At 61.6% G+C, this 19,909-nt stretch carries 17 protein-coding genes and 3 pseudogenes; 7 read left to right on the forward strand and 13 right to left on the reverse strand.

All coding sequences use genetic code 11. From position 1 onward, the window contains the following. Together VGM71_RS16675 and VGM71_RS17725 are read right to left on the reverse strand one after the other, a co-directional pair. Positions 1-2,461: pseudogene (locus VGM71_RS16675) on the reverse strand (hypothetical protein); the annotation flags it as partial. Between the two features lie 45 nt (positions 2,462-2,506). Further along, positions 2,507-3,622 (reverse strand): annotated as a pseudogene (locus VGM71_RS17725) (ESPR-type extended signal peptide-containing protein); the annotation flags it as partial. A 145-nt stretch (positions 3,623-3,767) separates the two neighbouring features. Here VGM71_RS17725 and VGM71_RS16680 point away from each other — a divergent pair. The 3 genes and pseudogenes from VGM71_RS16680 to VGM71_RS16690 form a co-directional block, all read left to right on the forward strand. Then, on the forward strand, positions 3,768-3,974 hold the full coding sequence (locus tag VGM71_RS16680; protein ID WP_331547232.1) for a hypothetical protein: 207 nt from the start codon (positions 3,768-3,770) through the stop codon (positions 3,972-3,974). A 116-nt stretch (positions 3,975-4,090) separates the two neighbouring features. After that, complete coding sequence (locus tag VGM71_RS17730; RefSeq protein ID WP_414675156.1) at positions 4,091-4,279, forward strand: helix-turn-helix domain-containing protein; 189 nt, start codon at positions 4,091-4,093, stop codon at positions 4,277-4,279. 86 nt (positions 4,280-4,365) lie between these two features. Then, positions 4,366-4,536: pseudogene (locus VGM71_RS16690) on the forward strand (IS3 family transposase); the annotation flags it as partial. A gap of 162 nt (positions 4,537-4,698) precedes the next feature. On the opposite strand, the gene VGM71_RS16695 reads toward VGM71_RS16690, so the two are convergent. Together VGM71_RS16695 and VGM71_RS16700 are read right to left on the reverse strand one after the other, a co-directional pair. Continuing rightward, positions 4,699-5,493: a slipin family protein gene (locus VGM71_RS16695; RefSeq protein ID WP_345786177.1), complete on the reverse strand. Its 795-nt coding sequence runs from the start codon at positions 5,491-5,493 to the stop codon at positions 4,699-4,701. A gap of 1 nt (position 5,494) precedes the next feature. Further along, positions 5,495-6,919 carry a nodulation protein NfeD gene (locus tag VGM71_RS16700; protein ID WP_331547234.1) on the reverse strand — a complete coding sequence of 475 codons (1,425 nt, stop codon included), beginning with the start codon at positions 6,917-6,919 and terminating at the stop codon, positions 5,495-5,497. A gap of 272 nt (positions 6,920-7,191) precedes the next feature. Here VGM71_RS16700 and VGM71_RS16705 point away from each other — a divergent pair, with 272 nt between their 5' ends. The 4 genes from VGM71_RS16705 (at position 7,192) to VGM71_RS16720 (ending at position 9,528) form a co-directional block, all read left to right on the forward strand. After that, positions 7,192-8,046 carry a PA4780 family RIO1-like protein kinase gene (locus VGM71_RS16705; protein WP_331547236.1) on the forward strand — a complete coding sequence of 285 codons (855 nt, stop codon included), beginning with the start codon at positions 7,192-7,194 and terminating at the stop codon, positions 8,044-8,046. A 126-nt stretch (positions 8,047-8,172) separates the two neighbouring features. After that, complete coding sequence (locus VGM71_RS16710; RefSeq protein ID WP_331547238.1) at positions 8,173-8,364, forward strand: CPXCG motif-containing cysteine-rich protein; 192 nt, start codon at positions 8,173-8,175, stop codon at positions 8,362-8,364. Between the two features lie 118 nt (positions 8,365-8,482). Continuing rightward, the gene (locus VGM71_RS16715; protein ID WP_331547240.1) at positions 8,483-8,908 is read left to right on the forward strand and encodes a GNAT family acetyltransferase; all 426 of its coding nucleotides are present in this window, start codon (positions 8,483-8,485) and stop codon (positions 8,906-8,908) included. A 236-nt stretch (positions 8,909-9,144) separates the two neighbouring features. After that, complete coding sequence (locus VGM71_RS16720; protein WP_331547242.1) at positions 9,145-9,528, forward strand: hypothetical protein; 384 nt, start codon at positions 9,145-9,147, stop codon at positions 9,526-9,528. A gap of 66 nt (positions 9,529-9,594) precedes the next feature. Here the strand turns inward: VGM71_RS16720 and nhaA are convergent, their stop codons facing one another. From nhaA to VGM71_RS16765, 9 genes are all read right to left on the reverse strand, one after another. After that, entirely contained in the window at positions 9,595-10,839 is a 1,245-nt protein-coding gene (nhaA, locus tag VGM71_RS16725) for a Na+/H+ antiporter NhaA (protein WP_331547244.1), read from the reverse strand. Between the two features lie 43 nt (positions 10,840-10,882). After that, positions 10,883-11,290, reverse strand: a complete 408-nt coding sequence (locus tag VGM71_RS16730) for a hypothetical protein (RefSeq protein ID WP_331547246.1) — start codon at positions 11,288-11,290, stop codon at positions 10,883-10,885. 68 nt (positions 11,291-11,358) lie between these two features. Next, positions 11,359-12,810, reverse strand: a complete 1,452-nt coding sequence (locus tag VGM71_RS16735; RefSeq protein WP_331547248.1) for an efflux transporter outer membrane subunit — start codon at positions 12,808-12,810, stop codon at positions 11,359-11,361. Then, positions 12,810-16,010 (reverse strand): multidrug efflux RND transporter permease subunit, encoded by a 3,201-nt coding sequence (locus VGM71_RS16740; protein WP_331547250.1) that lies wholly within the window; start codon positions 16,008-16,010, stop codon positions 12,810-12,812. Before VGM71_RS16740 ends, VGM71_RS16735 begins: the two co-directional genes overlap by 1 nt. Beyond that, complete coding sequence (locus VGM71_RS16745; protein ID WP_331547252.1) at positions 16,007-17,146, reverse strand: efflux RND transporter periplasmic adaptor subunit; 1,140 nt, start codon at positions 17,144-17,146, stop codon at positions 16,007-16,009. Before VGM71_RS16745 ends, VGM71_RS16740 begins: the two co-directional genes overlap by 4 nt. Before the next feature lie 28 nt (positions 17,147-17,174). Then, positions 17,175-18,056 carry a magnesium and cobalt transport protein CorA gene (locus tag VGM71_RS16750; RefSeq protein ID WP_331547254.1) on the reverse strand — a complete coding sequence of 294 codons (882 nt, stop codon included), beginning with the start codon at positions 18,054-18,056 and terminating at the stop codon, positions 17,175-17,177. 92 nt (positions 18,057-18,148) lie between these two features. After that, on the reverse strand, positions 18,149-18,553 hold the full coding sequence (locus tag VGM71_RS16755; RefSeq protein WP_331547256.1) for a c-type cytochrome: 405 nt from the start codon (positions 18,551-18,553) through the stop codon (positions 18,149-18,151). Between the two features lie 12 nt (positions 18,554-18,565). Next, positions 18,566-19,129 (reverse strand): ferritin-like domain-containing protein, encoded by a 564-nt coding sequence (locus VGM71_RS16760; protein ID WP_331547258.1) that lies wholly within the window; start codon positions 19,127-19,129, stop codon positions 18,566-18,568. A gap of 159 nt (positions 19,130-19,288) precedes the next feature. After that, positions 19,289-19,852, reverse strand: coding sequence for a hypothetical protein (locus VGM71_RS16765; protein ID WP_331547260.1), 564 nt, complete (start codon positions 19,850-19,852; stop codon positions 19,289-19,291). Between the last annotated feature and the right edge of the window lie 57 nt (positions 19,853-19,909).

Below are 19,909 nucleotides of genomic sequence, written 5' to 3' on the forward strand. Positions count from 1 at the left end.
CCGCGCCCAGGGCCAACGCCTGGATGCCGTTTGACACCGCGTTGGTACCCAATGCCACGCCATCGGCTAGGTTCACTGTCGCGTTCTGGCCGATCGCCGTGCCCCCCGGCGCCGTCTGCTGCACGATCGCACCGTTGCCCATGCCGATACCGTTGTCACCGTTCACCGTGGTCTGCGGACCGATAGCGACGGACTCCGCACCGACGGCCGCCGAGTCGGTAGCGGTGGAGTTGGCGTGGAAATACTGGATCGGCGTCACCGAGAACGAACTCATCGCGCCCTTCAACTGGCGCAAGGTCACCGCGTCCTGGTCCTCCGTGCCATCCGCCACATTGGTGATCTGGCGGAAGTCCGTGATGTTTCCCACTGATACCGAGCCGAGCAGGTTGCGGTCGGTCGTGTTGTACGGGATGACGTTGGTGCCAACGAGGATCGAACCGGAGGTCGGCGCGATCGCGCGATCAGATATGGCACCGGAACCCAGCGCCGCGCCACCGAGCACCGACACACCGCTACCCTGGCCCAGCGCGGTACCGTTGTCGGCGGTGGCTGTGGCGCCGATACCCGCCGCCAGCGCATTAAGGCCGACGGCGCCATCGTTGTCGTGGTTTCCGCCAGCCGAGCCACCGTCGTTCACGCTGTAGTAGTGCGTTGCGCCGGCTTCCACGGCACTATTCAACGTCTCCAAGGCCTGATTGGTGGCGAACAGCTGCGAGCCATTGATCGCGTCGGTGCTTCCGCCGTCGATGCGACCGGCGGCCACGTTGGTGAGGGTGCGTTCGGCACCGGCCGCACCGATGCTGACCGAACTGATCGCCGCCGTGCCGGCGAAGGCGTATGACGTACCGCTAATGGTGATGCCTGCTGTGTTCACCACCGAGTCGGTGACAGAGCCAGAACCGAGTGCGACAAACCCCGAACTGCCCGCGATGGCCCCGTCGCCTATGGCGATCGCACCGGGGGCCAGTGCAGCGCTGGCGTTTCCAAGGGCGACCGAGCCCTGACCTTGCGCCGTCGTACCGTTTCCCAATGCGACGGCGCCCTTGCCGCTGGCCCTGCCGCTGGCGCCAATCGCCACAGCGCCGTCACCATTCGCCGAGTTCGTATCACCGATCGCCACCCCCCCGTCGCCGTTCGCGGTCTGCCCCTCGCCCAGCGCGATGGCCCCGATACCGGCATTCACCTGTGAGTTGTGGCCAGCCACGATGGACCCCGTGCCCGCTGCCGCGGCGACGGACACGGTGTCACCGATGGCGACGGTAAAGTCGGCGAGTGCCGTTGCGGTATGACCGAGCGCGACGCTCCCTACCCCTGCCGCGGTGGTGTCCCCGCCAACGGCAGTGGAACTGATACCTGTGGCCAAGGCACCTACACCTGCCGCCAGCGCATTGAGGCCGGTCGCGCCATCGTTGTCGTGGTTTCCGCCTGCCGTGCCACCGTCGTTCACGCTGTAGTAGTACGTTGTGCTGCTTTCCACTGCGCTGTTCAATGTCTCCAAGGCCTGGTTGGTGGCGAACAGCTGCGAGCCATTGATCGCGTCGGTGCTTGAGCCGCTGATGCGACCGGCGGCCACATTGGTGAGAGTGCGTTCGGTTCCGATCGCTCCCACGCTCACGGCGGAACCTGGAGTCGTGCCGGCAAATGCATAAGTCGTGCCGTTGATCGTGAAGCCGGTCGTGCCGACCGCAGCCGCCGTCACCGAATTGGAACCGAGCGCCAGATCGTCGGCATTTGTCGCTACCGCCTGGAAACCTATGGCTGTCGCGCCTGTCGCGTTGGCTGAAGCACCATTGCCGATGGCTGTTGCGCCTGCGAACGTACCCGACGTGGAATCGCTGCCGATAGCGACGCCATGCGAGCCGAGCGACCTGGCACCGGCGCCGATTGCCACGGCGTTGTTGTCAGACGCCAACGTTCCGCCGCCGAAAGCCACCGAACCATTTGCGGTCGCCTGGGCGGAGGAACCGAACGCGGAAGCGCCAGTCCCGCTTGCGACGGAATCCTGGCCGATCGCCGACGCCGCTTGTCCCGAGGCAGAAGCAGCGGCACCTATGGCGATCGAATGAAACTCTGACGCCTGAGCTTGATCCCCCAGGGCCAGTGCGCCCTCCCAATTGGCCTGCGACGCGTTACCCAGGGCGATGGCTCCCTGGCCGGTCGATACATTGCCATTGCCGATGGCAACCGCACCTTGACCACCGGCTCTGTTGTTCTGGCCAAGCGCGACTGCGCCATCGGCCGGAGTACCAGCAACTCCGACCGCCTGGTCACCCGAGCCTGCGAGGTTGGTGCTGCCCATGGCTAGGGTTCCGTTGCCGGTCGCGGTATTCTCCGCGCCTTGGGCAACTGCCCCCGTGCCGGTGGCTGTGTTTGGATCGCCGATCGCCACGGCACCATTTCCGCTGGCCAGGTTGCCCGCACCGATCGAGACCGCGTTGCCATCGAGCGCGTTTGCGCCCATACCAACGGCAACCGCTTGCCCCCCTGCTGCAAGCGCATTCAATCCTATCGCGACGGCGCCGTCCGCCTGGGCCGAAGCGGACGAACCGACGGCGATCGAGTCTTGCCCGACGGCGCTACCAGAACTTCCTATGGCCGTCGCTCGTGCGCCTGAGGCCGTCGTCCCATTGCCGGCCGCGAAGCTGCTGGCCCCACTAGCGTTTGCGTTCAAACCCATTGCCGTAGCGTTCTCGGCGGAGGCGACAGCCAGGCCCCCCAGCGCCGTCGCGCCGTTCGCGAGCGCGTTGGCGTTGTCACCGATGGCAGAAGCCGACGTGCCTTTAGCATGCGAAGCGGATCCCAGTGCCGTTGCCGCGCCTGGCGCAACGGCCAGGTCCAACGGATCGACCCCTACAAAATTCGATGTATTCGACGGATCGCTCTTCTGGAAGACCAGACCTGCCCCCGTCCCTTGCGCGCTTGCGGCGGTACCGATAGCCTGGTCTTGATTGCTTCGTGCGGATGAATTGGTTCCTATGCTTATGGTTTCGACCGCGGACGCGACCGCAGCTGCACCGACGGCAATAGAAAAACTACCCGAAGCGGTTGTCTTGGCACCGTTTGCCAATGCCCCAACGGCAATTGACGTCGCTCCCGTCGCTTGCGCGTTATAACCTGCCGCGATGGAAGAACCTCCTGTAGCAGCCGCTTGTGTGCCGACTGCCGTAGCCAGGTTTCCGGCGTTGGCCATGAAACCCAGGGCTGTCGCGTAATCGGCCGTCACCCTCGCACCCGCGCCGAAAATTGTCACCGCGAGCTTGTTGGCTCCATCGGCGCCACAACCGGTAACGATCGAAAAAAAGCCGCTGCCATCCGCCAACGTCGACTGGTACGACGTTCCGTCCGCTCCCGTAAATGTCTGCGCGCCGGTTCCTCCATTACAGAGGACGCCAGCGCTTGGGTAAACGACCGATGCCTCAGCAGCGCCTGCGCATAGTAGCGACACACCTAATACCGTCATCGAAAATGGAATCGACATAATGACAACACGCTGCTGGATCAGTCCTTTCCTAACCACTGCGCATCGTCCTTCTGGCGACGTCCCGCGTCGCTTCGCCAATTCCGAAGCCACCACGAGCACACGACGAGCCCGGTCCCATACAGTGCAGTAGATCCGATTCATTTCTACCTCCTTGCAGTTAGAAAACGCACGTCTCGACTACCGAAGATGTGCGGGCGCTCGGCGCGAAACGACGCCGCTCAAGGTGAACGACGTGCATCAAGCCGATACGTAAACTCGGGATGTAACGGAAGTGCTGTAAACACCGATGCTTTCGACCGGCGCTCGGAAGAAGCCCACTACGCTGCGAGCGGTGGTGCAAAGAAGCCATCGTCGTAATGATGAATATCCCCCATGGATTCTGCTCGACGCTAACTTCTTCCTGCAAAAACTTCAAGTGATGTATTTCGACAGGTTTACCATCGGTCACATCCATCCATGTGGACGGCCAAACAAGGACGGCGGCGCGAGGTGACCAGGGCCACGAACACTAGCTACCCCTACCTGTTGAGTGAGAGCACGAACTGACGCCGACAACTCAGTACGGAAAGATTCTCCAATACGTCCGGGCTCCGCAGGAGAGCTGTTGCGATGAGAGCGTATCGAGAATTGTCCCTGGACGAGCGCGTGGAAATTCAGCAGCGCATGCGAGCTCGCAAAAGCTCCCGCGCGATAGCCCGTACGCTCGGACGTGCGCCAAGCACGATCAGTCGTGAGTCCCCCCCCTGCGTCAGAATAGTTGTCGCCCCGATAGAATCAGGAACCCGGGGGCGAAGATGAGAGAACGAGTTGGCGCGATACGGACAAGCATCAAAGACCGGGCGATAACCCGCCTGTTGCTGCCCGAGAGCGCTCGTACCGTGCAGGCCGATGAGGGAGTGTATGTCGCCAGCGAATCGACCTTCGCTCGCGTCTTGCAAGCCCATGGATAGACCGCGCATCGTGGTCGGGCCAAGGCGCCCAAGGCTACGCGCCTGCCGACCACGCATGTGGCAATGGCGCCGCGCCAGATCTGGTGCTGGGACATGACCTACCTGCGCGCGACTGGACACCCGTCGGTACCGTCACGCTCAACCCCGAGCGTGATTCGGTGGTAGCGGTGGCGCATCACGCCGAACACATACAACTATTCGCTGCATGACAGAGGCAACAACTATCTTGACGTGCACCGGCTCGTCCTCGGCACCAAGCTGGCCCTACTAAGACCCAGCTTTCGGGCCATTACGGCCCAGGCTCGACGGTAAGCCGTCGAATAGGTCCTTCAGATTCATAGGAAACGGGAAAACGATGGTCGAGGTCCGCTCGCTGGCAATCACATTGAGCGTCGACAGATAACGAAGCTGCATGGCCTCCGGCCGCTGGCCAAGAATTTCTGCCGCCTCGAGCAATTTCTGCGCGGCCTGCTGCTCACCTTCCGCATTGATGATCTTGGCGCGCCGCTCGCGCTCCGCTTCAGCCTGGCGGGCGATCGCTCGCACCATCGATTCATCGATATCGACATGCTTGATCTCGACATTGGCGACCTTGACGCCCCAGGCATCGGTCTGTGCGTCGAGGATCTCCTGGATGTCCGCGTTGAGCTTGTCCCGTTCAGCGAGCATCTCGTCGAGCTCATGCTTGCCTAATACCGAACGCAGTGTGGTCTGAGCCAGTTGACTGATTGCCTGCATGAAGTTTTCGACCTGGATGGTGGCGCGTTCCGGCTCGACCACCCGGAAATAAATAACGGCGTTTACCTTGACTGAGACGTTATCGCGCGAGATGACGTCCTGCGTGGGCACGTCGAGCACAACCGTCCGGAGGTCCATGCGGACCATCTGCTGCACATAAGGAATGAGGATGATGAGACCGGGTCCCTTCACTCCCGTGAAGCGTCCAAGAGTGAATACCACGCCGCGCTCATACTCGCGAAGGATCTTGATGGCGGCCGTCAGGAAGACGAGCAAGATGAGGAAGAGCGGGATGTAGAAAACGAGGCTGCCGATCATTTCCATGTCATGTCTCCTTGATGTGAGGCGCCGCGCCAGGATCGATAGCCGCGCGTTCGTCGCGGCCAACACGGAGCACCAGACCAGAAAGCGAAGTGATGACGACCTTCGTGCCGACCTTCGGATCGTCGTCACCGGTCGCCTGCCAGCGTTCCCCGTGGACAAACACATGACCTTTGCCCTGGCTCCAATCCAGGACCGTGCCAGAAGCTCCGATCATGTGCTCCCAACCGCTGACAACTTTTCGGCGGCGTGCAGTCAGCGCCATTCTTGCAAAGACGATGGTCATCGTGAGGCCCGTAAGCGCCACGACAAGCAAGACAGGCTTGGCTACCTGGAACTGCGGAACGTCGGTATCGATCATGATCGCACCGCCCAGGACGAAGGCTACGATTCCCCCTATGCCCAGGATGCCGAACGATGGCGCAAAAGCCTCCGCTGTCATCAACCCGATCCCGAGCAAGAGCAACGCGACGCCCGCATAGTCCACTGGCAGCACGGTGAGCGCATAGAATCCGGCCAGCAAACAGATCACACCAACGGTGCCTGGCAATAGCGCGCCGGGGTTCATGAGTTCAAACAAGAGGCCGTATATACCGATCATCATGAGAATGATGGCGATATTGGGTTGGGTGATCGTTGCCAGAAGCCTGGTGAGCCAATTGGGATTGACGTCGACGAGCATGAGATTTCGCGTATCGATCTTGACCTGAGCATTGCCGACGGTTACCGAGCGGCCATGGATCTGGGTAAGCAGGTCCTGCCTGTCACGGGCGACAACGTCGATCACGCCCCGGTCCAACGCCGCCTGCGCAGAAAGGCTGGCCGCGTTGCGTACCGAGTCCTCGGCAAAGTCGACGTTGCGTCCTCGCAGTTCGGCGATCGAGCGAATATATGCAATCGCATCATTAAGGGATTTTGCTTCACTCGCGTCATTGGGCTTAGGCTTGCCTCCCTCTTTCCCTCGCTCTGTTTTATCCGTCGGCGACGAGAACGGCGAGCCACCGCCGATCTGCACCGGGGTCGCGGCGCCTACATTGGTGCCAGGCGCCATGGCTGCGACATGGCTTGCGTAGAGAATGAATGCCCCGGCGCTCGCGGCACGCCCGCCACTCGGGCTCACATAGGTCACTACAGGCACCGACGAACGCAGGATTTCCTGGATTATTTCGCGCATCGAGCTGTCGAGGCCGCCAGGTGTATTCATCTCGATAACAATAAATGGCGAATGTGCAACCGCAGCCTTGCGTAACTCCCGGACGACATAGCTGGAAGTCGCCGGTCCGATCGCGTTCTCGACGTGTAGGACCGGCACCGACCGGACGCTCTGCTGGGGACCCGTCGATCCCCAGCACAACAAGGCGGCAAGCGAAAGGCCGAGGGCGCCAAAGACCCTGATGGAGAAAACCCTGATAGCGTGAGTCTTGGCCATTGCTCATGATCCTCACCGCGCGGCGGGAACCGTCCCGTGGAACGGGTTAGTTCGCCTCTCTGGCGATCAGTTCGATCGCTAAGAGAAAATCATCGTTCGTCTTGAAGACCCTACTCCTGACCGGTTAACGGACTGTGAGGACACACGCTGCTCAGCCTGCGAGCAACTGGAACATCGTCAAACCGCCTCACCGGTGGCTACACGCACCCGAAAATGCGATACTTATCGGTTAATGGCCGCCATCGCTTCGCCAATCACCCCCAAAGACACCCGTGAAGACCCCTCAAGGCTTGCAGACGCTGATCGAAGATGGCGTCATTGATGAAGTGCTGCGACCACTCAAGAGTGGCAAGGAAGCGGCGGTCTACATCGTCCGCAGCGGCGATAAAGTACGGTGCGCAAAGGTTTACAAGGACTCCGCGCAACGCAGCTTCCAGCAACGGGTGCAGTACCAGGAAGGTCGCAAGGTACGAGGCAGTCGCGAGGCCCGTGCGATCGGCAAAGCCAGCAAGTACGGGCGCAAGCAACAGGAAGTAGCCTGGAAGAACACTGAGGTCGATGCGCTCTTCCAATTGCGCGACGCTGGCATACGCGTACCTGAGCCGTATGGCTACTTCCACGGCGTACTAGTGATGGAACTGGTCACTGACGCCGAAGGTTTCTCCGCACCCCGCCTGGGTGAGGTTGAACTCAGTGCGGAGACGGCGCGTGAATACCATCGAGTACTGGTGCGGCAAGTGGTGCGGATGTTGTGTATCGGACTGATTCATGGAGATCTGTCCGCGTACAACGTATTGATTGGCCTGGATGGGCCGGTAGTGATCGACTTCCCCCAGGTCGTCAGTGCCGGGGGCAACAATGCGGCGCGCGCGATGCTGCTGCGTGACGTCAACAACCTCACCGCACATCTTGGACGTTGGGCACCCGAGCTATTTGAGACGTGGTACGGCGAGGAGATGTGGGCGATGTTCGAAGCCGGTGAGCTGCGACCCGATTCGGAACTGACCGGCGAATTCGAGCCAGACGAATCCGAGGTGGACCTGGATAGCATCCGTCAATCCATCAATGATGCGCGTGAAGAAGCGCTGATTCGACAGCAGGGCCGCGAAGCGGCGGCGGAAGAATAGAACCGGATAGACGGCCGCCCTGCTCGCTTTCTTCGTTCGTCCAAAGGCGCGCATGGGTGACTTGCAAGCGGTAGACTCCTTGCCACAGAACCTGCGCGAACATTACGAGTCGAGGTAGCACAAACCGTGAATGAGTTCACCGATATCGCATGCCCCTACTGCGGCGAGACCATCGAAGTGGCCGTGGATGTCTCCGCGGGGAGCCAGACCTATATTGAGGATTGCCAGGTGTGCTGCCGCCCGATCACAATCCGGCTGGTAGTGGACGAAGGCGACGAATCATTCGCGGTTTCCGCTTTCGCGGAGAACGACGGCTAGGCCCCTTTTGTGGGAGCGCGTTCGCGATCCGTGGCCTGTTCCGTCTCAAACCCCAATAGTTCGACAAACCAATCGGCTAATCGCCCTCCCGAGGGAAAGGGCGGCGCCGGGAGCCTCTATGCAAACCATCGTCGAGATAGAAGCATCCCACGTCCCTGAAGTCGTGGCTCTCTGGGAAGAAGCGGGCCTGGCCCATCCCTGGAACGACAGCGAACGAGACATTCGTCTCGCCCTGTCCCACCCGACGAATGTGATCTTCGGAGCCCGGGAAGACGACGGCACCCTCGTCGGAACCATCATGACCGGCTTCGACGGCCATCGTGGATGGATCTATTCGCTGGCGGTGGCGGACAGCCAACGCGGCAAAGGCACTGGCAAGCGACTCGTGCAGAGCGCGGAAACCTGGCTCGCCGGTCAGGGGGCGCCCGTTGTGCGGTTGCTCGTGCAAGGCAGCAACGCGAAGGCCGCAGGCTTCTATGAAGCCTGCGGTTACGAACGCGGCGACTTCATCGCCTTCGGCAAGAAACTCGATAGCGGTGCATAGAAGACATCCGTCGATCAGTGAGATCGACCGAACGTATCTGCAAATCGGAGACTACCCGCAAGCATACCGGGCAATGCGGCAAGCAGCTTGACTCGAAGGAGTGATTCGCGACAGTCATGCAGATATTGAGCGTGTGCCGAGGCGATCGCCCGCACTTGATCGAGGGTTCTCCGGGGGGCTTCAACCCCCTACCGTAGGTTCATGCGGCGCACGCGCCATATCATTGGAAGTCATACATGGCACACAGTCCTCGCACCGATCTTGACGAACTCTTCCTCCGCCGCCAACGCGAACGCTTGCTGGAGCTGCGTGCGCAGCTGATCGCCACCGGTGACGCCGCCGGCGCCGAAGAGGACACGTTGCAGCAAGCCGCAGGCGACGAACCGCAGGATGAGGTCGACGATGCTAATCGGCTGGAGCAGCAAGCCAATAATGAGGCCGTGCTCGCGCGGAGCGAAGCCCGAGTCGTCGCCATCGACCGGGCGTTAGCAAAATTTGGCGAGCGCACTTACGGCATTTCCGATGGTAATGGCGAACCCATCGACCGCGCTCACCTGGAAGCAGTACCGGAGGCAGTCTTCACAAGTGAAGAGCTGCGTGCGAAACAACAGCGCACCTGAGTGCCCGGGCACCGGTCCCTGCCTGAGAGCCCGGTGCCCAGCCTTGTGTTGTGGAAGCGAGATGATTTAAGCGGCACGCCCAGCCGCCAACCGCCCCTCCCCGCCGCTCAGGCAAACCCAGCCGGCGATCCCCGAGAGGATTGACCCGGCAACGATGCCGAGCTTCGCTTCGGCCTGAAGGGGCGCATTCCCCGGGAAGGCCAGCAAGCTGATGAACAATGACATCGTGAAACCGATACCACACAGCATGGCTGTGCCAAGCAGCTGACGGCGGTGCGCTCCCCGGGGCATCGCTGCCCAGCCAAGCCGAATGGCGATCAAGGCGGTGAAGTACACGCCAATGACCTTACCGAGGGCAAGGCCAAGACCGACGCCTACGGTGACGGGGGCGAGCCACTGTCCAAGTCCGATACCAGAGAAGCTGATGCCGGCATTGGCAAATCCGAAGAGAGGTAGAACGGTCAGCGGCACCAGCCGGTGGAGTGCGTGCTCGAGCCGCAACAGCGGCGAATTGGTGCAGTCTCCGTTCGATGGCGCTCGCCCCATGTCGTCGCGGAGCGGAACGCAAAAAGCAGTGGCCACGCCGGCCAGGGTCGCGTGGATGCCGGACGCGTGCACGAGCACCCAGAGCAGCGTGCCCAGCGCGAGGTAAGGCCAGAGCGTGCGCACCCCGAAGCGATTGAGACCGGCCATGGCCCCGACTACCAACAGCGCTCCGCCGAGGTACGGAATGCTCAGGTGCGGCGTGTAGAAGGCTGCGATGATGATGACTGCGCCGAGGTCGTCGATAATGGCCAGGGCCGCAAGGAACGCCTTTAACGATGCGGGAACCCGCTTACCCAGCAGGGTTGCGACACCAAGCGCAAAAGCGATGTCCGTAGCGGAGGGGATGGCCCACCCCGCTGCCGTCTCCCCGCCCACGCCGTTGGCCAATAGATAGATTAGCGCCGGCACCCCCATACCGCCGAGAGCCGCGAGGCCAGGGAGCACGCGCAACCGGTTGTCCGCCAGTTCCCCGTCGATGACCTCGCGCTTGATTTCAAGGCCAACGAGCAGGAAGAAGATGGCCATGAGTCCGTCGTTGACCCAGTGCAGGACACTTAACGGCCCGACGGCAAACGCGAAGAAGACCTCGTAGGCGCCTCGCCAGGGGGAGTTGGCCACGACAATGGCACTTGCTGCCGCGCCCATCAGCACGAGACCGCCGGTGGCCGAACCGGAGACAAAATCGAGGATGCGTTGGAAGGGACGCCAAATGAGGGTTGAAAGCAATGGACTGTCCTGCCCGGAATGGTTATTGAATACTCTCACTCCGGAATGTCGTCGGCCACCCCTGCCCCAAGGATGGCGCCCGTTAGCGAGCGTTTATCGCCGAATGTACGCTCAGTTCGTACCAGTGCTCCTTCCCGCGATCGTCGTGGAACTTGCGCAACACAGGAGCAAGTTCGTTGTCGGTGCACCAGGTATCGAATACTTTCCAGACGGCATTATAGGGATGTGTCGGGTTCCGGATGTCGTAATCGGGCGCCCAGCGAAACGTTTGCAGGATCAGCGCCACTGTGTTGTTTTGCCCGGCTCCCAGCCTTACAGGTACCACCTCGGCGCCGGCCAGGATACGCGTGGTGAATTCCGTGCGGACGGTATCGAAGAATTCCTGCACCTGGCGCAGGTCGCGTTCACCGCATGGTCCGTTGAGGCTGGCTTCGCGCTCCAGGTCCTTCATGCAATCGGCCTTCGCGCAGGTTTCTGTGATGTGGAGCATGGCGCCCAAAGTGGTGGCTGGCATGATCGTCGTCTCGGCTCAAGGTTGGTCTGGACTACATCGGCTGCTCAGGGTGTGGCATCACCCCATCCACCTCCCAGGGCTCGAATCAGGTTTACCGTGGCACCAGCCTGCTCCCCTCGCAGCCGGACGTCGTTAAGGCGCGCGCCAAGCACGAAGCGCTCTGCATCCAGGACATTCAGGTAGGCGACCGAGCCGTCCTCGTATTGAACCTTCGACAGGCCGAAAGCGCGAGAGGCCGCGTTGACGGCGTCGCCTTGTACCGTGGTTTGTGTTTCGAGAATACGTAATGCCGCTAGATTGTCCTCGACTTCGCGGAAGGCCAGCAACACCTGGCTGCGATAGTTGGCCACGCTCTCCTCGTACCGGGCCTTCGCGCCTTCAAGATTGCCTTTGCGAACCCCGCCATCAAAGAGCGGGAGGTTGACGGCTGTGCCCACCAGGGGACCCAGCAGGAAGGTTCGGCTTGACCACTTGAAGACATTGGCGAGGCTTTCGGCCTCGTAACCACCCGTGCCGGTCAGGATGACCGAGGGGAAGTACGCTGCCCTGGCGACACCGATACGCGCGTTTGTCGCTGCCATGGCGCGCTCGGCGGCTGCTACGTCCGGACGGCGCTCCAGCAGGGCCGAAGGAAGACCGGCAGGGATACGCAGGACAACAGGTTTCAGCGGCGACGAGGCAAAGCTGAAGTCGGCGGGCGCCTTGCCCAGCAAGACCGCCAACGCATGCTCCGTATCGGCCCGCAACCGTTGGGCAGTCATCGCGTCGGATTGCGCCGAGGCGAGTTCGGCTTCGCTCTGAGCGACTTCGAGATCCGTCACTTCGCCGGCTTCCGCCCTATGCCGGATAAAGACCGTGCCCTGCTCCCTCAGATCGATCGCGCGGTTGTAGACCTCGAGCTCGGCATCGAGCTCCCGCAACCGGAAGTAATTGAGCGCTACATCGGCTTGCAGGACCAACTGCACCGACCGGAACAACGCTTCGGTCTGCTGCGTATCCGCATGCGACGCATGAACGCTCGACGCCACGCGGCCGAAGAGGTCGGCTTCATAGGAGATGTTCGCCTGGGCCCGCCATACGGTCTGAGCGTTGGGCCGTTCCCCTCCACCGGGTACACCGAGGGATTCCGGCGCATTCTGTTGCCGGGTGGGGCCGAAGCCGGCGGACACGTCGGGGAAGCGAGCCGCACCCGTCCGCCGCTCCGCTGCCCGCGCTTCCTGGACGCGGGCCGCGGCTGCGGCCAGGTCGACGTTGCCTGCCAGGGCCTCTTTTTCGAGGCGATCGAGTTCGGCGTCGCCAAACACTTCCCACCACTGGCCACGCGACGCGGCTTCAGCAGGCAATGCGGGTTGCCAGCTTCCCGCTGTATCGTCCTTAAGCGCTTCCTTATAAGTCGCGGGGGCGCTCACATCGGGCACCGTGTACTTGGGAGCGAGTGAACAGCCTGCCACGCCTGCAGCCAACACGATGGCCACGAGAGTCGGTGACACGCGCATCAGCTGGCCCTCCCCGGGATCCCGTCTTCGATACCGATGACGCGTCCGTTTCGTCCATGCTTGTCCTCCAGCCGATGTGCGCCGGCCAGGCGACGAAGGATCACGTAGAAGACCGGCGTCAGAAGCAGGCCGAACAGGGTCACGCCGAGCATGCCGGCGAATACGGCGACGCCCATGGCGTGTCGTGTCTCCGAGCCGGCGCCACGGGAATAAACCAGCGGGAGCACGCCCATGATGAACGCAATGGAGGTCATCAGGATCGGGCGCAGACGTAGCCGGCTCGCCTCGATGGCGGCGTCGACGATGGATCGGCCCTGGATCTCCAGTTCGCGCGCGAATTCCACGATCAGGATCGCGTTCTTGGACGCCAGGCCTACCAGGACCATCAAACCCACTTGGGTAAAGACGTTGTTGTCGCCGTTATCAAGCCAGACACCGATCAACGCGCAAAGGAGGCTCATGGGCGCGATCAGAATGACGGCCAACGGTAAGGTCAGGCTTTCGTAGAGAGCCGCGAGGGCCAGGTACACCAGCAGCAGGCTCACAGGAAACACCACCAGTGATGCGTTGCCGGCGATGATCTGCTGGTAGGTCAGGTCTGTCCATTCCAAACGGAAGCCACGCGGCAGCGTCTCCGCGGCCACACGTTCGACCGCGGCCTGGGCTTCGCCGGAGGAATAGCCGGGAGCCGGGCCGCCATTGACGTCTGCTGCCAGGTATCCGTTGTACCGGACCACCGATTCCGGGCCGAAGGTCCTGGATACCTTGACCAGCGAGCCCAGCGGAATCATTTCACCCGCCGCATTGCGTGTCTTCAACAGCCCGATGTCCTCGGGATGGGCGCGAAACGGCGCGTCGGCCTGCACGCGAACCTGGAACACACGACCGAACCGGTTGAAGTCGTTGACGTACTGGGAGCCCAGGAAAACCTGCATCGTGTTGAATACATCGGTCACCGCCACGCCGAGCTGCTTGGCCTTGTCGCGGTCCAGATCCACCTTCAGTTGAGGTACGTCGATCTGATAGTTGGTAAACGCCGGGCCCAGTTCGGGCGTCTTCGCCGCCTTCGCCAGGAACGCCTTGGTGACCTCGTTCAGCGCGGTATACCCCTGTGCGCCTCGATCTTCGATCTGGAATTTGAAACCGCCCAGGGTACCGAGGCCCAGCACGGGTGGCGGCGGAAACACCGCGATGTACGCGCCCTTGATAGCGGCGTACTTCTGGTTCAATGCCGCCACGATCGCCCCCGCCGACTCGGCGTCGCCGTGCCGTTCGTCAAAGGGTTTGAGTTTCAGGAACATGACGATGGCGCTGGATGAATTCACGAAGCCGTTCACGGAGAGGCCCGGGTGTTGAACCGCGTGCTCAACACCTGGCTGTGCAAGCCCGATCGTGCCCATCTCGCGAGTGATGGCCACCGTGCGATCGAGCGACGCGCCGTTGGGCAGCTGTGCCACGGCGACGATGTATTCCTTGTCCTGCAGGGGAATGAAGCCACCGGGAACGGTATTCCCCATGAAGATGGCGCCGGCCAGGAGGACGAGATAGACCGCTATCATGGCGCCTTTGTGCCGGATAACCCGGGTAACGCCGGAACCGTAATGATCGGACCCTCGACGGAACACCCTGTTGAAGGCAGCGAAGAAGCGACCGAGGACGCGATCCATACCCCGGGTGAGCGCATCCTTTTTCTCTTCCCTGCCCTTCAGCAGCAATGCCGCGAGCGCCGGAGAAAGCGTGAGCGAATTGAATGCGGAGATCACCGTGGAGATGGCGATCGTCATGGCGAACTGCTTATAGAACTGTCCCGTCAGGCCCGACATGAAGGCCAATGGCACGAAGACGGCAACCAGGGTCAGGGCGATGGCCACGATGGGGCCACTCACCTCCTGCATCGCCTGGTACGTGGCGTCGCGCGCCGACAGTCCCGATTCGATATTCCTCTCGACGTTCTCCACGACCACGATGGCGTCGTCGACCACGATGCCGATCGCCAGGACCATACCGAACAGCGACAGCGCGTTGATCGAGTAGCCCAGTAACAACATCAACGAGAACGTACCCACGATCGAAACCGGTACGGCCAACAGAGGGATCAGGGAGGCGCGCCAGGTCTGCAGGAACAGGATAACGACGAGGACAACGAGGGCTATCGCTTCGATGAGCGTATGGATCACAGCCTCGATGCTGGAGCGAACGAAGGTCGTGGGGTCATAAACGATGCTGTATTCGACGCCCGGCGGCATGTCGACCTTCAGGTCCTTCATGGCCTCGCGGACGTCATGCGAAACCTGGAGGGAATTCGCGCCCGGCAGCTGAAATATCCAGAGCGCGACGGCTTCCTTGTTGTCCAGCAGAGCACCGGAGCCGAATTCGGCGGCACCGAGTTCCACGCGCGCCACGTCGCGCAGGTGAATGAGTGCCCCGTGTTCGCTCTTGAGGATGATGTCGCGGAATTCGTCTTCCGTCTGTAATCGACCCTTGGCGTTGATGCTCAGCTGCAAGGGAACCTTGCCAGACATCGGCGCGCCGCCGATAAGCCCAGCGGCCACCTGGACGTTCTGCTCCCTGATCGCAGCCACCACGTCTGTCGCGGTGAGGTTGCGCTCCGCCAGTTTCCGGGGATCCAGCCAGACACGCATGGCGTAGTCGCCGGCACCCTTGATGACGACCTGGCCGATACCTTTGATTCGCTCCAGCCGTTCCTTGACATTGATCAGCGCGTAGTTGCGCAGGTAGGTCTGATCGTATCGGCCGTCCGGTGAGATCAGATGCACGGCAAGGGTCAGCGTCGGCGACGACTTGATCGTCGTGACACCCAGCAACTGCACGTCTGGCGGAAGGCGTGGCAGCGCCTGTGCCACCCGGTTCTGCACCAGTTGCTGATTCTTGTCCGGATCCGTACCGAGACGGAAAGTCACGGTCAGTGCGATGTTTCCATCGGCGCTCGCCTGGGACTGCATGTAGAGCATGCCTTCCACGCCGTTGATCTGTTCCTCGAGCGGCGCAGCCACGGTGTCGGCCAGCACCTTGGGATTGGCTCCCGGGTACGAGGCATAGACCACTACCGAGGGTGGAACGACCTCAGGGTATTCGGAAATCGGGAGCTGGAATATCGAGATGATGCCCGCCAGCAGGATAAGCGTGGAAAGGACCCCGGCGAAAATGGGCCGATCGATAAAAAAGCGGGAGATGTTCATGGCGTTTCGTTCTCGCCCGTCATCGGTACCACTTTCTCCTGAACCGGCTCACCTGGATGCACGCGCTGGAGGCCGTTGACGATGATCCGCTCTCCTGGTTTCAGACCCGTGCTGACCACGCGAAATCCGTCAACCAAACCACCGAGGGTGACTTCGCGGTATTGCGCCGTTTTTTTTTCGTCGACGACAAGGACGTACTTTTTCGCCTGGTCGGTCGAGATGGCCCGGTCGTCGACGAGAACCGCAGGATGCGGAAGGGCCGCACCCACCGAGACCCGCGCGAAGAGGCCTGGCACGAGAAGACCGTCGTCGTTCGGGAACGAAGCACGAACCCGGATCGTCCCCGTCGCATTGTCGAGTTGGTTATCGACCGACGCGACCTTGCCGAGACGAGGCGTGTCGGCCTCGTTGGCCAGCCCCAGGCGCACCTGCACTTCACGCTCGCCGGTCGTTCTCAGGTAGCGAAGGTAGGTTTGTTCGTCGACATCGAAATCGGCGTAGATCGGCGAGATCGACACCAGCGTGGTCAGCGACGGTGAGCTGTAGCCCGCAGCGACGATATTTCCGACCGTGCGTTCGGCCCGGGATACCCTGCCGTCGACAGGCGCGTCGATCATGGTATAGCCGAGGTCGACCTTCGCCTGTTCGAGCGCCGCCTCGGCAGCCTTTACGTCGGCCGAGGCAGAGAGTGACGCATTGAACCGATCGTCGAAATCGCGCCGGGAAATCGCGTTGCCTGCGAGTAATTTTTGCGCGCGAGCGTAATCGGCGTTCGTAAAGGTCGCCCGTGCACGCGCGGCCGCGAGCTGCGCCGCGGCACGGTTGACGGCTGCCTGGTAGGGCCTGGGGTCGATAAGGAAGAGAGGGTCACCCTTCTTCACCAGCTGACCGTCCCGGAAGTAGACCTTCGTGATCATTCCGGGCACCTGCGCCCGGATGTCGACGCTGTTCACCGCTTGCAGACGACCCGAGTAAGTCTGCCATTCCGATACCTGCCTGCCGATGACCTCGGCGACATCCACGGAGGGCGCCTGCGCGGTCCCAGGGGTACTGCCGTGGCTGCACGCTGTCAGGAGCAGAACGAAGGCGGTACCAGACGCGGCAACCGATAAAGGATGGCGGCGGGCATGGGTCATTGGATTGTTCCCTGGGTCGGAGTCGTATTTATTTCTGCAGCCAGCCAAGCCGGCGGAAACGCCAATAAAGGAGCGTGCAAATCGATGCCATCACGCCGAGCACGGCAAAATATCCCCAGCGCGCCTGTGTTTCGGGCATGTTGACGAAGTTCATTCCGTAGATGCCCGCAATAGCGGTAGGGACACCCAGGATCCCGGCCCAGGCCGCGAGCTGTCGGGTAATCAGCGACTGGCGCTGCTGCTCCAGAAGGCTGCTGGCTTCGAGTGCAGTGCGGATGACGTCAATGAGACCCGTCGTCATACCTTCTATGCGCAGCAGCTTGTCCAGCACGTCGCGGAAATAAGGCCGCGCTTCGTTGGGGACACAGGGGATGGTAAGCGTGGCGAGCTTGTTGCATACCTCGGTCATCCGCGTGATCGTGTGCTGGAAGTGGATCGCTTCGCGTCTCAATTGGAAAATTCGCGCAATATCGTCCCTGCTTAGCGGCTCGTCGAGCAGGCGCTTTTCGATAAGCAGGATTTCATCGGCGATCATCTGCACTACCGGGAAATAGTCGTCCACGATCAGGTCGAGTACCGCGTGGACCACGTATTCCGGTCCACCGATGTCGTGCCTCGCGATACGGTGGATGCTTTGCCTCAGGTTGTACCCAAAGGACGTTTCGCTTCGACAGACCGTGATCGCGCGTTTACTGGTCAGGAAAATGCCGACGTCCGTGTACAGGATTTCAGAGGTTCCAAGCTCGGCGGCTTTCGCGACGATGAATACGTGATCCGCATAAAGATCGACCTTGGCAATCTGCGGGCTCCCCATCGAATCTTCGACGGCCAGGTCATGCAGGCCGAACACACGCTGGAGCGCGGCAATTTCCTCGCCCTTGACATCGACTACATCGATCCAGGCAAACATGTCCCCCACGAGGCAGAGCGACGTCCCGTCCCAGGGAACCCAGGCCAGCCCATCGTTCCCGCCGAAAACCGCCGCTACGATACTCATATGCGTTAGTGGCTAGTCGCCTGCATGCCCTCGTGGCCGGCGGGAGCGGATACTGATTCGAGGTAGGCGATGATCAACCGCCGTTTCTCGGCATCGTCCAGCTCCAGGTACATCTTGCTTCCCGGCGCCATCTTCTGCGTGCCACTCAGCCACTGATCCAGCCTTGCCGGCGTCCAGACGCCACCCAGCGCCTTGAGTGCGGGCGAATAGTCAAACCCCTGAATGCTGGCGACTGGCCTGCCCACCACATTTCGGTGGCGTGGGCCGATACGGTCGGCGTCCACGGAATGGCAACCCCCACACGTGTTCTGGTAAAGCACCTGCCCCGCAGCGACATCGTCTCCTGCGGATGCCAGGCCGCTGACCGCCATCGCCATCAGCGAGCCCACCAGTAAATATCGAAAATCCATGCGTCGCTCCGCTCAGCCGAACACATATGCGGCGGTGGGAATCGGCGTGCCGGCGGCGTTATTGAGCGTGGTCCAGTGAATCGCCTCGTCTGCCGAAATCGATGCGAACAACTTGGCCAGCCTGGGATCCTTCAGCGACGTCACCTGGCCGATATAGGCGCTAGCGGCACCGTGTTCAAGCATCGTGGCCAGCGCGACGACATCACCTTCGGATTTCAGCGAGCCCAGCTTGAGTTCGGAGACATACTGAGCGTCCGTCTTGGGCTCGACAGGCTTTCCACCGGCCTGCGTAACAAGCTTGACCAGTGAATCCCGATGGGCTTCATGGTGACCCTTGAATATCAGTGCGAGCTTGAGCGTACCAGCGGAGAGCAGCCCGCTCTTGCCGGCAAGTCGATACGCGGCGATTCCTTCATGTTCGATGGCAAGCGCGGTTTGGACGACGCCAATATCGCTCGAGGGTGCTACCGTGGCGGCGACCGCGTTGCGCGTCAACAGCGCGCCAGCACTCAGGCTGAGCGTGGCGATGCCGGCCCGCGTGAGGAACGTCCGTCGGCTGTCGATTAAGTCGTTCATTTGCACTTCTCCTGCGCGTCTATGGGAGGCTAAGTGGAACTTACATCGGCTTGACGAGATACCCCCGATCGAGTCGCCTTGCCCACGCGTTTCGGAAGCTGGAATCAGGTCACAGGGTTGGTTCCTGAAAATGGCAAGATACGCCAAGACACGAGAGCCTCAGGGAATGAACAACACCGCCCCTAGCTCCACGAGCCGGTGCTGGATACATCGTTCGACGCCAAGGTGGGTCGCAAACACATCAACCTGATTTCCGTCGCGAAGCACGAAGGTCACCCTCTTCGATGCCGAGTAGAAGGTCGCGCCCCACCGGCGCTCCACCGTCATCGCCAGGAGCTCGGCGGCCTCCATCGCCTCGTTGGCCCCGACCACGAACCCCGGGACTTGGTGCAGCGATCGCGAATCGCCCCTTCCCCGGCGATAAGACGCTGTGGGATCCGATGCGCACCCACCCTCCCAATGCCAGCTGTCAAACAGCAGCAGCCCGCCATCAAACGGTTCCGAGACCGCCAACAGCGCCGTAAAGAGCTCGCGAAGGCTGACGAAAGTCGGTCGAGGGGCAAACTGGAAAAAATTCGTGCCGGGAGCGCCGGCTGCGGGTTTTTCTACCAGCCCCCGAGACGCAAGCCACGCCGAGGATTCGGTAGGCGTGAGGAATCTCGCCGATCCTGGCGTCGACATGCCCTCCCCGTCGAGGGAGTTCTCGAATATCGACGATGGCATGATGTTTCTCGTACGCAGCGATGACGGCGCATTGGCACACGCTCGACACCAGCTGGA

The organism is Luteibacter sp. (assembly GCF_036499525.1).
GTDB lineage: Bacteria > Pseudomonadota > Gammaproteobacteria > Xanthomonadales > Rhodanobacteraceae > Luteibacter.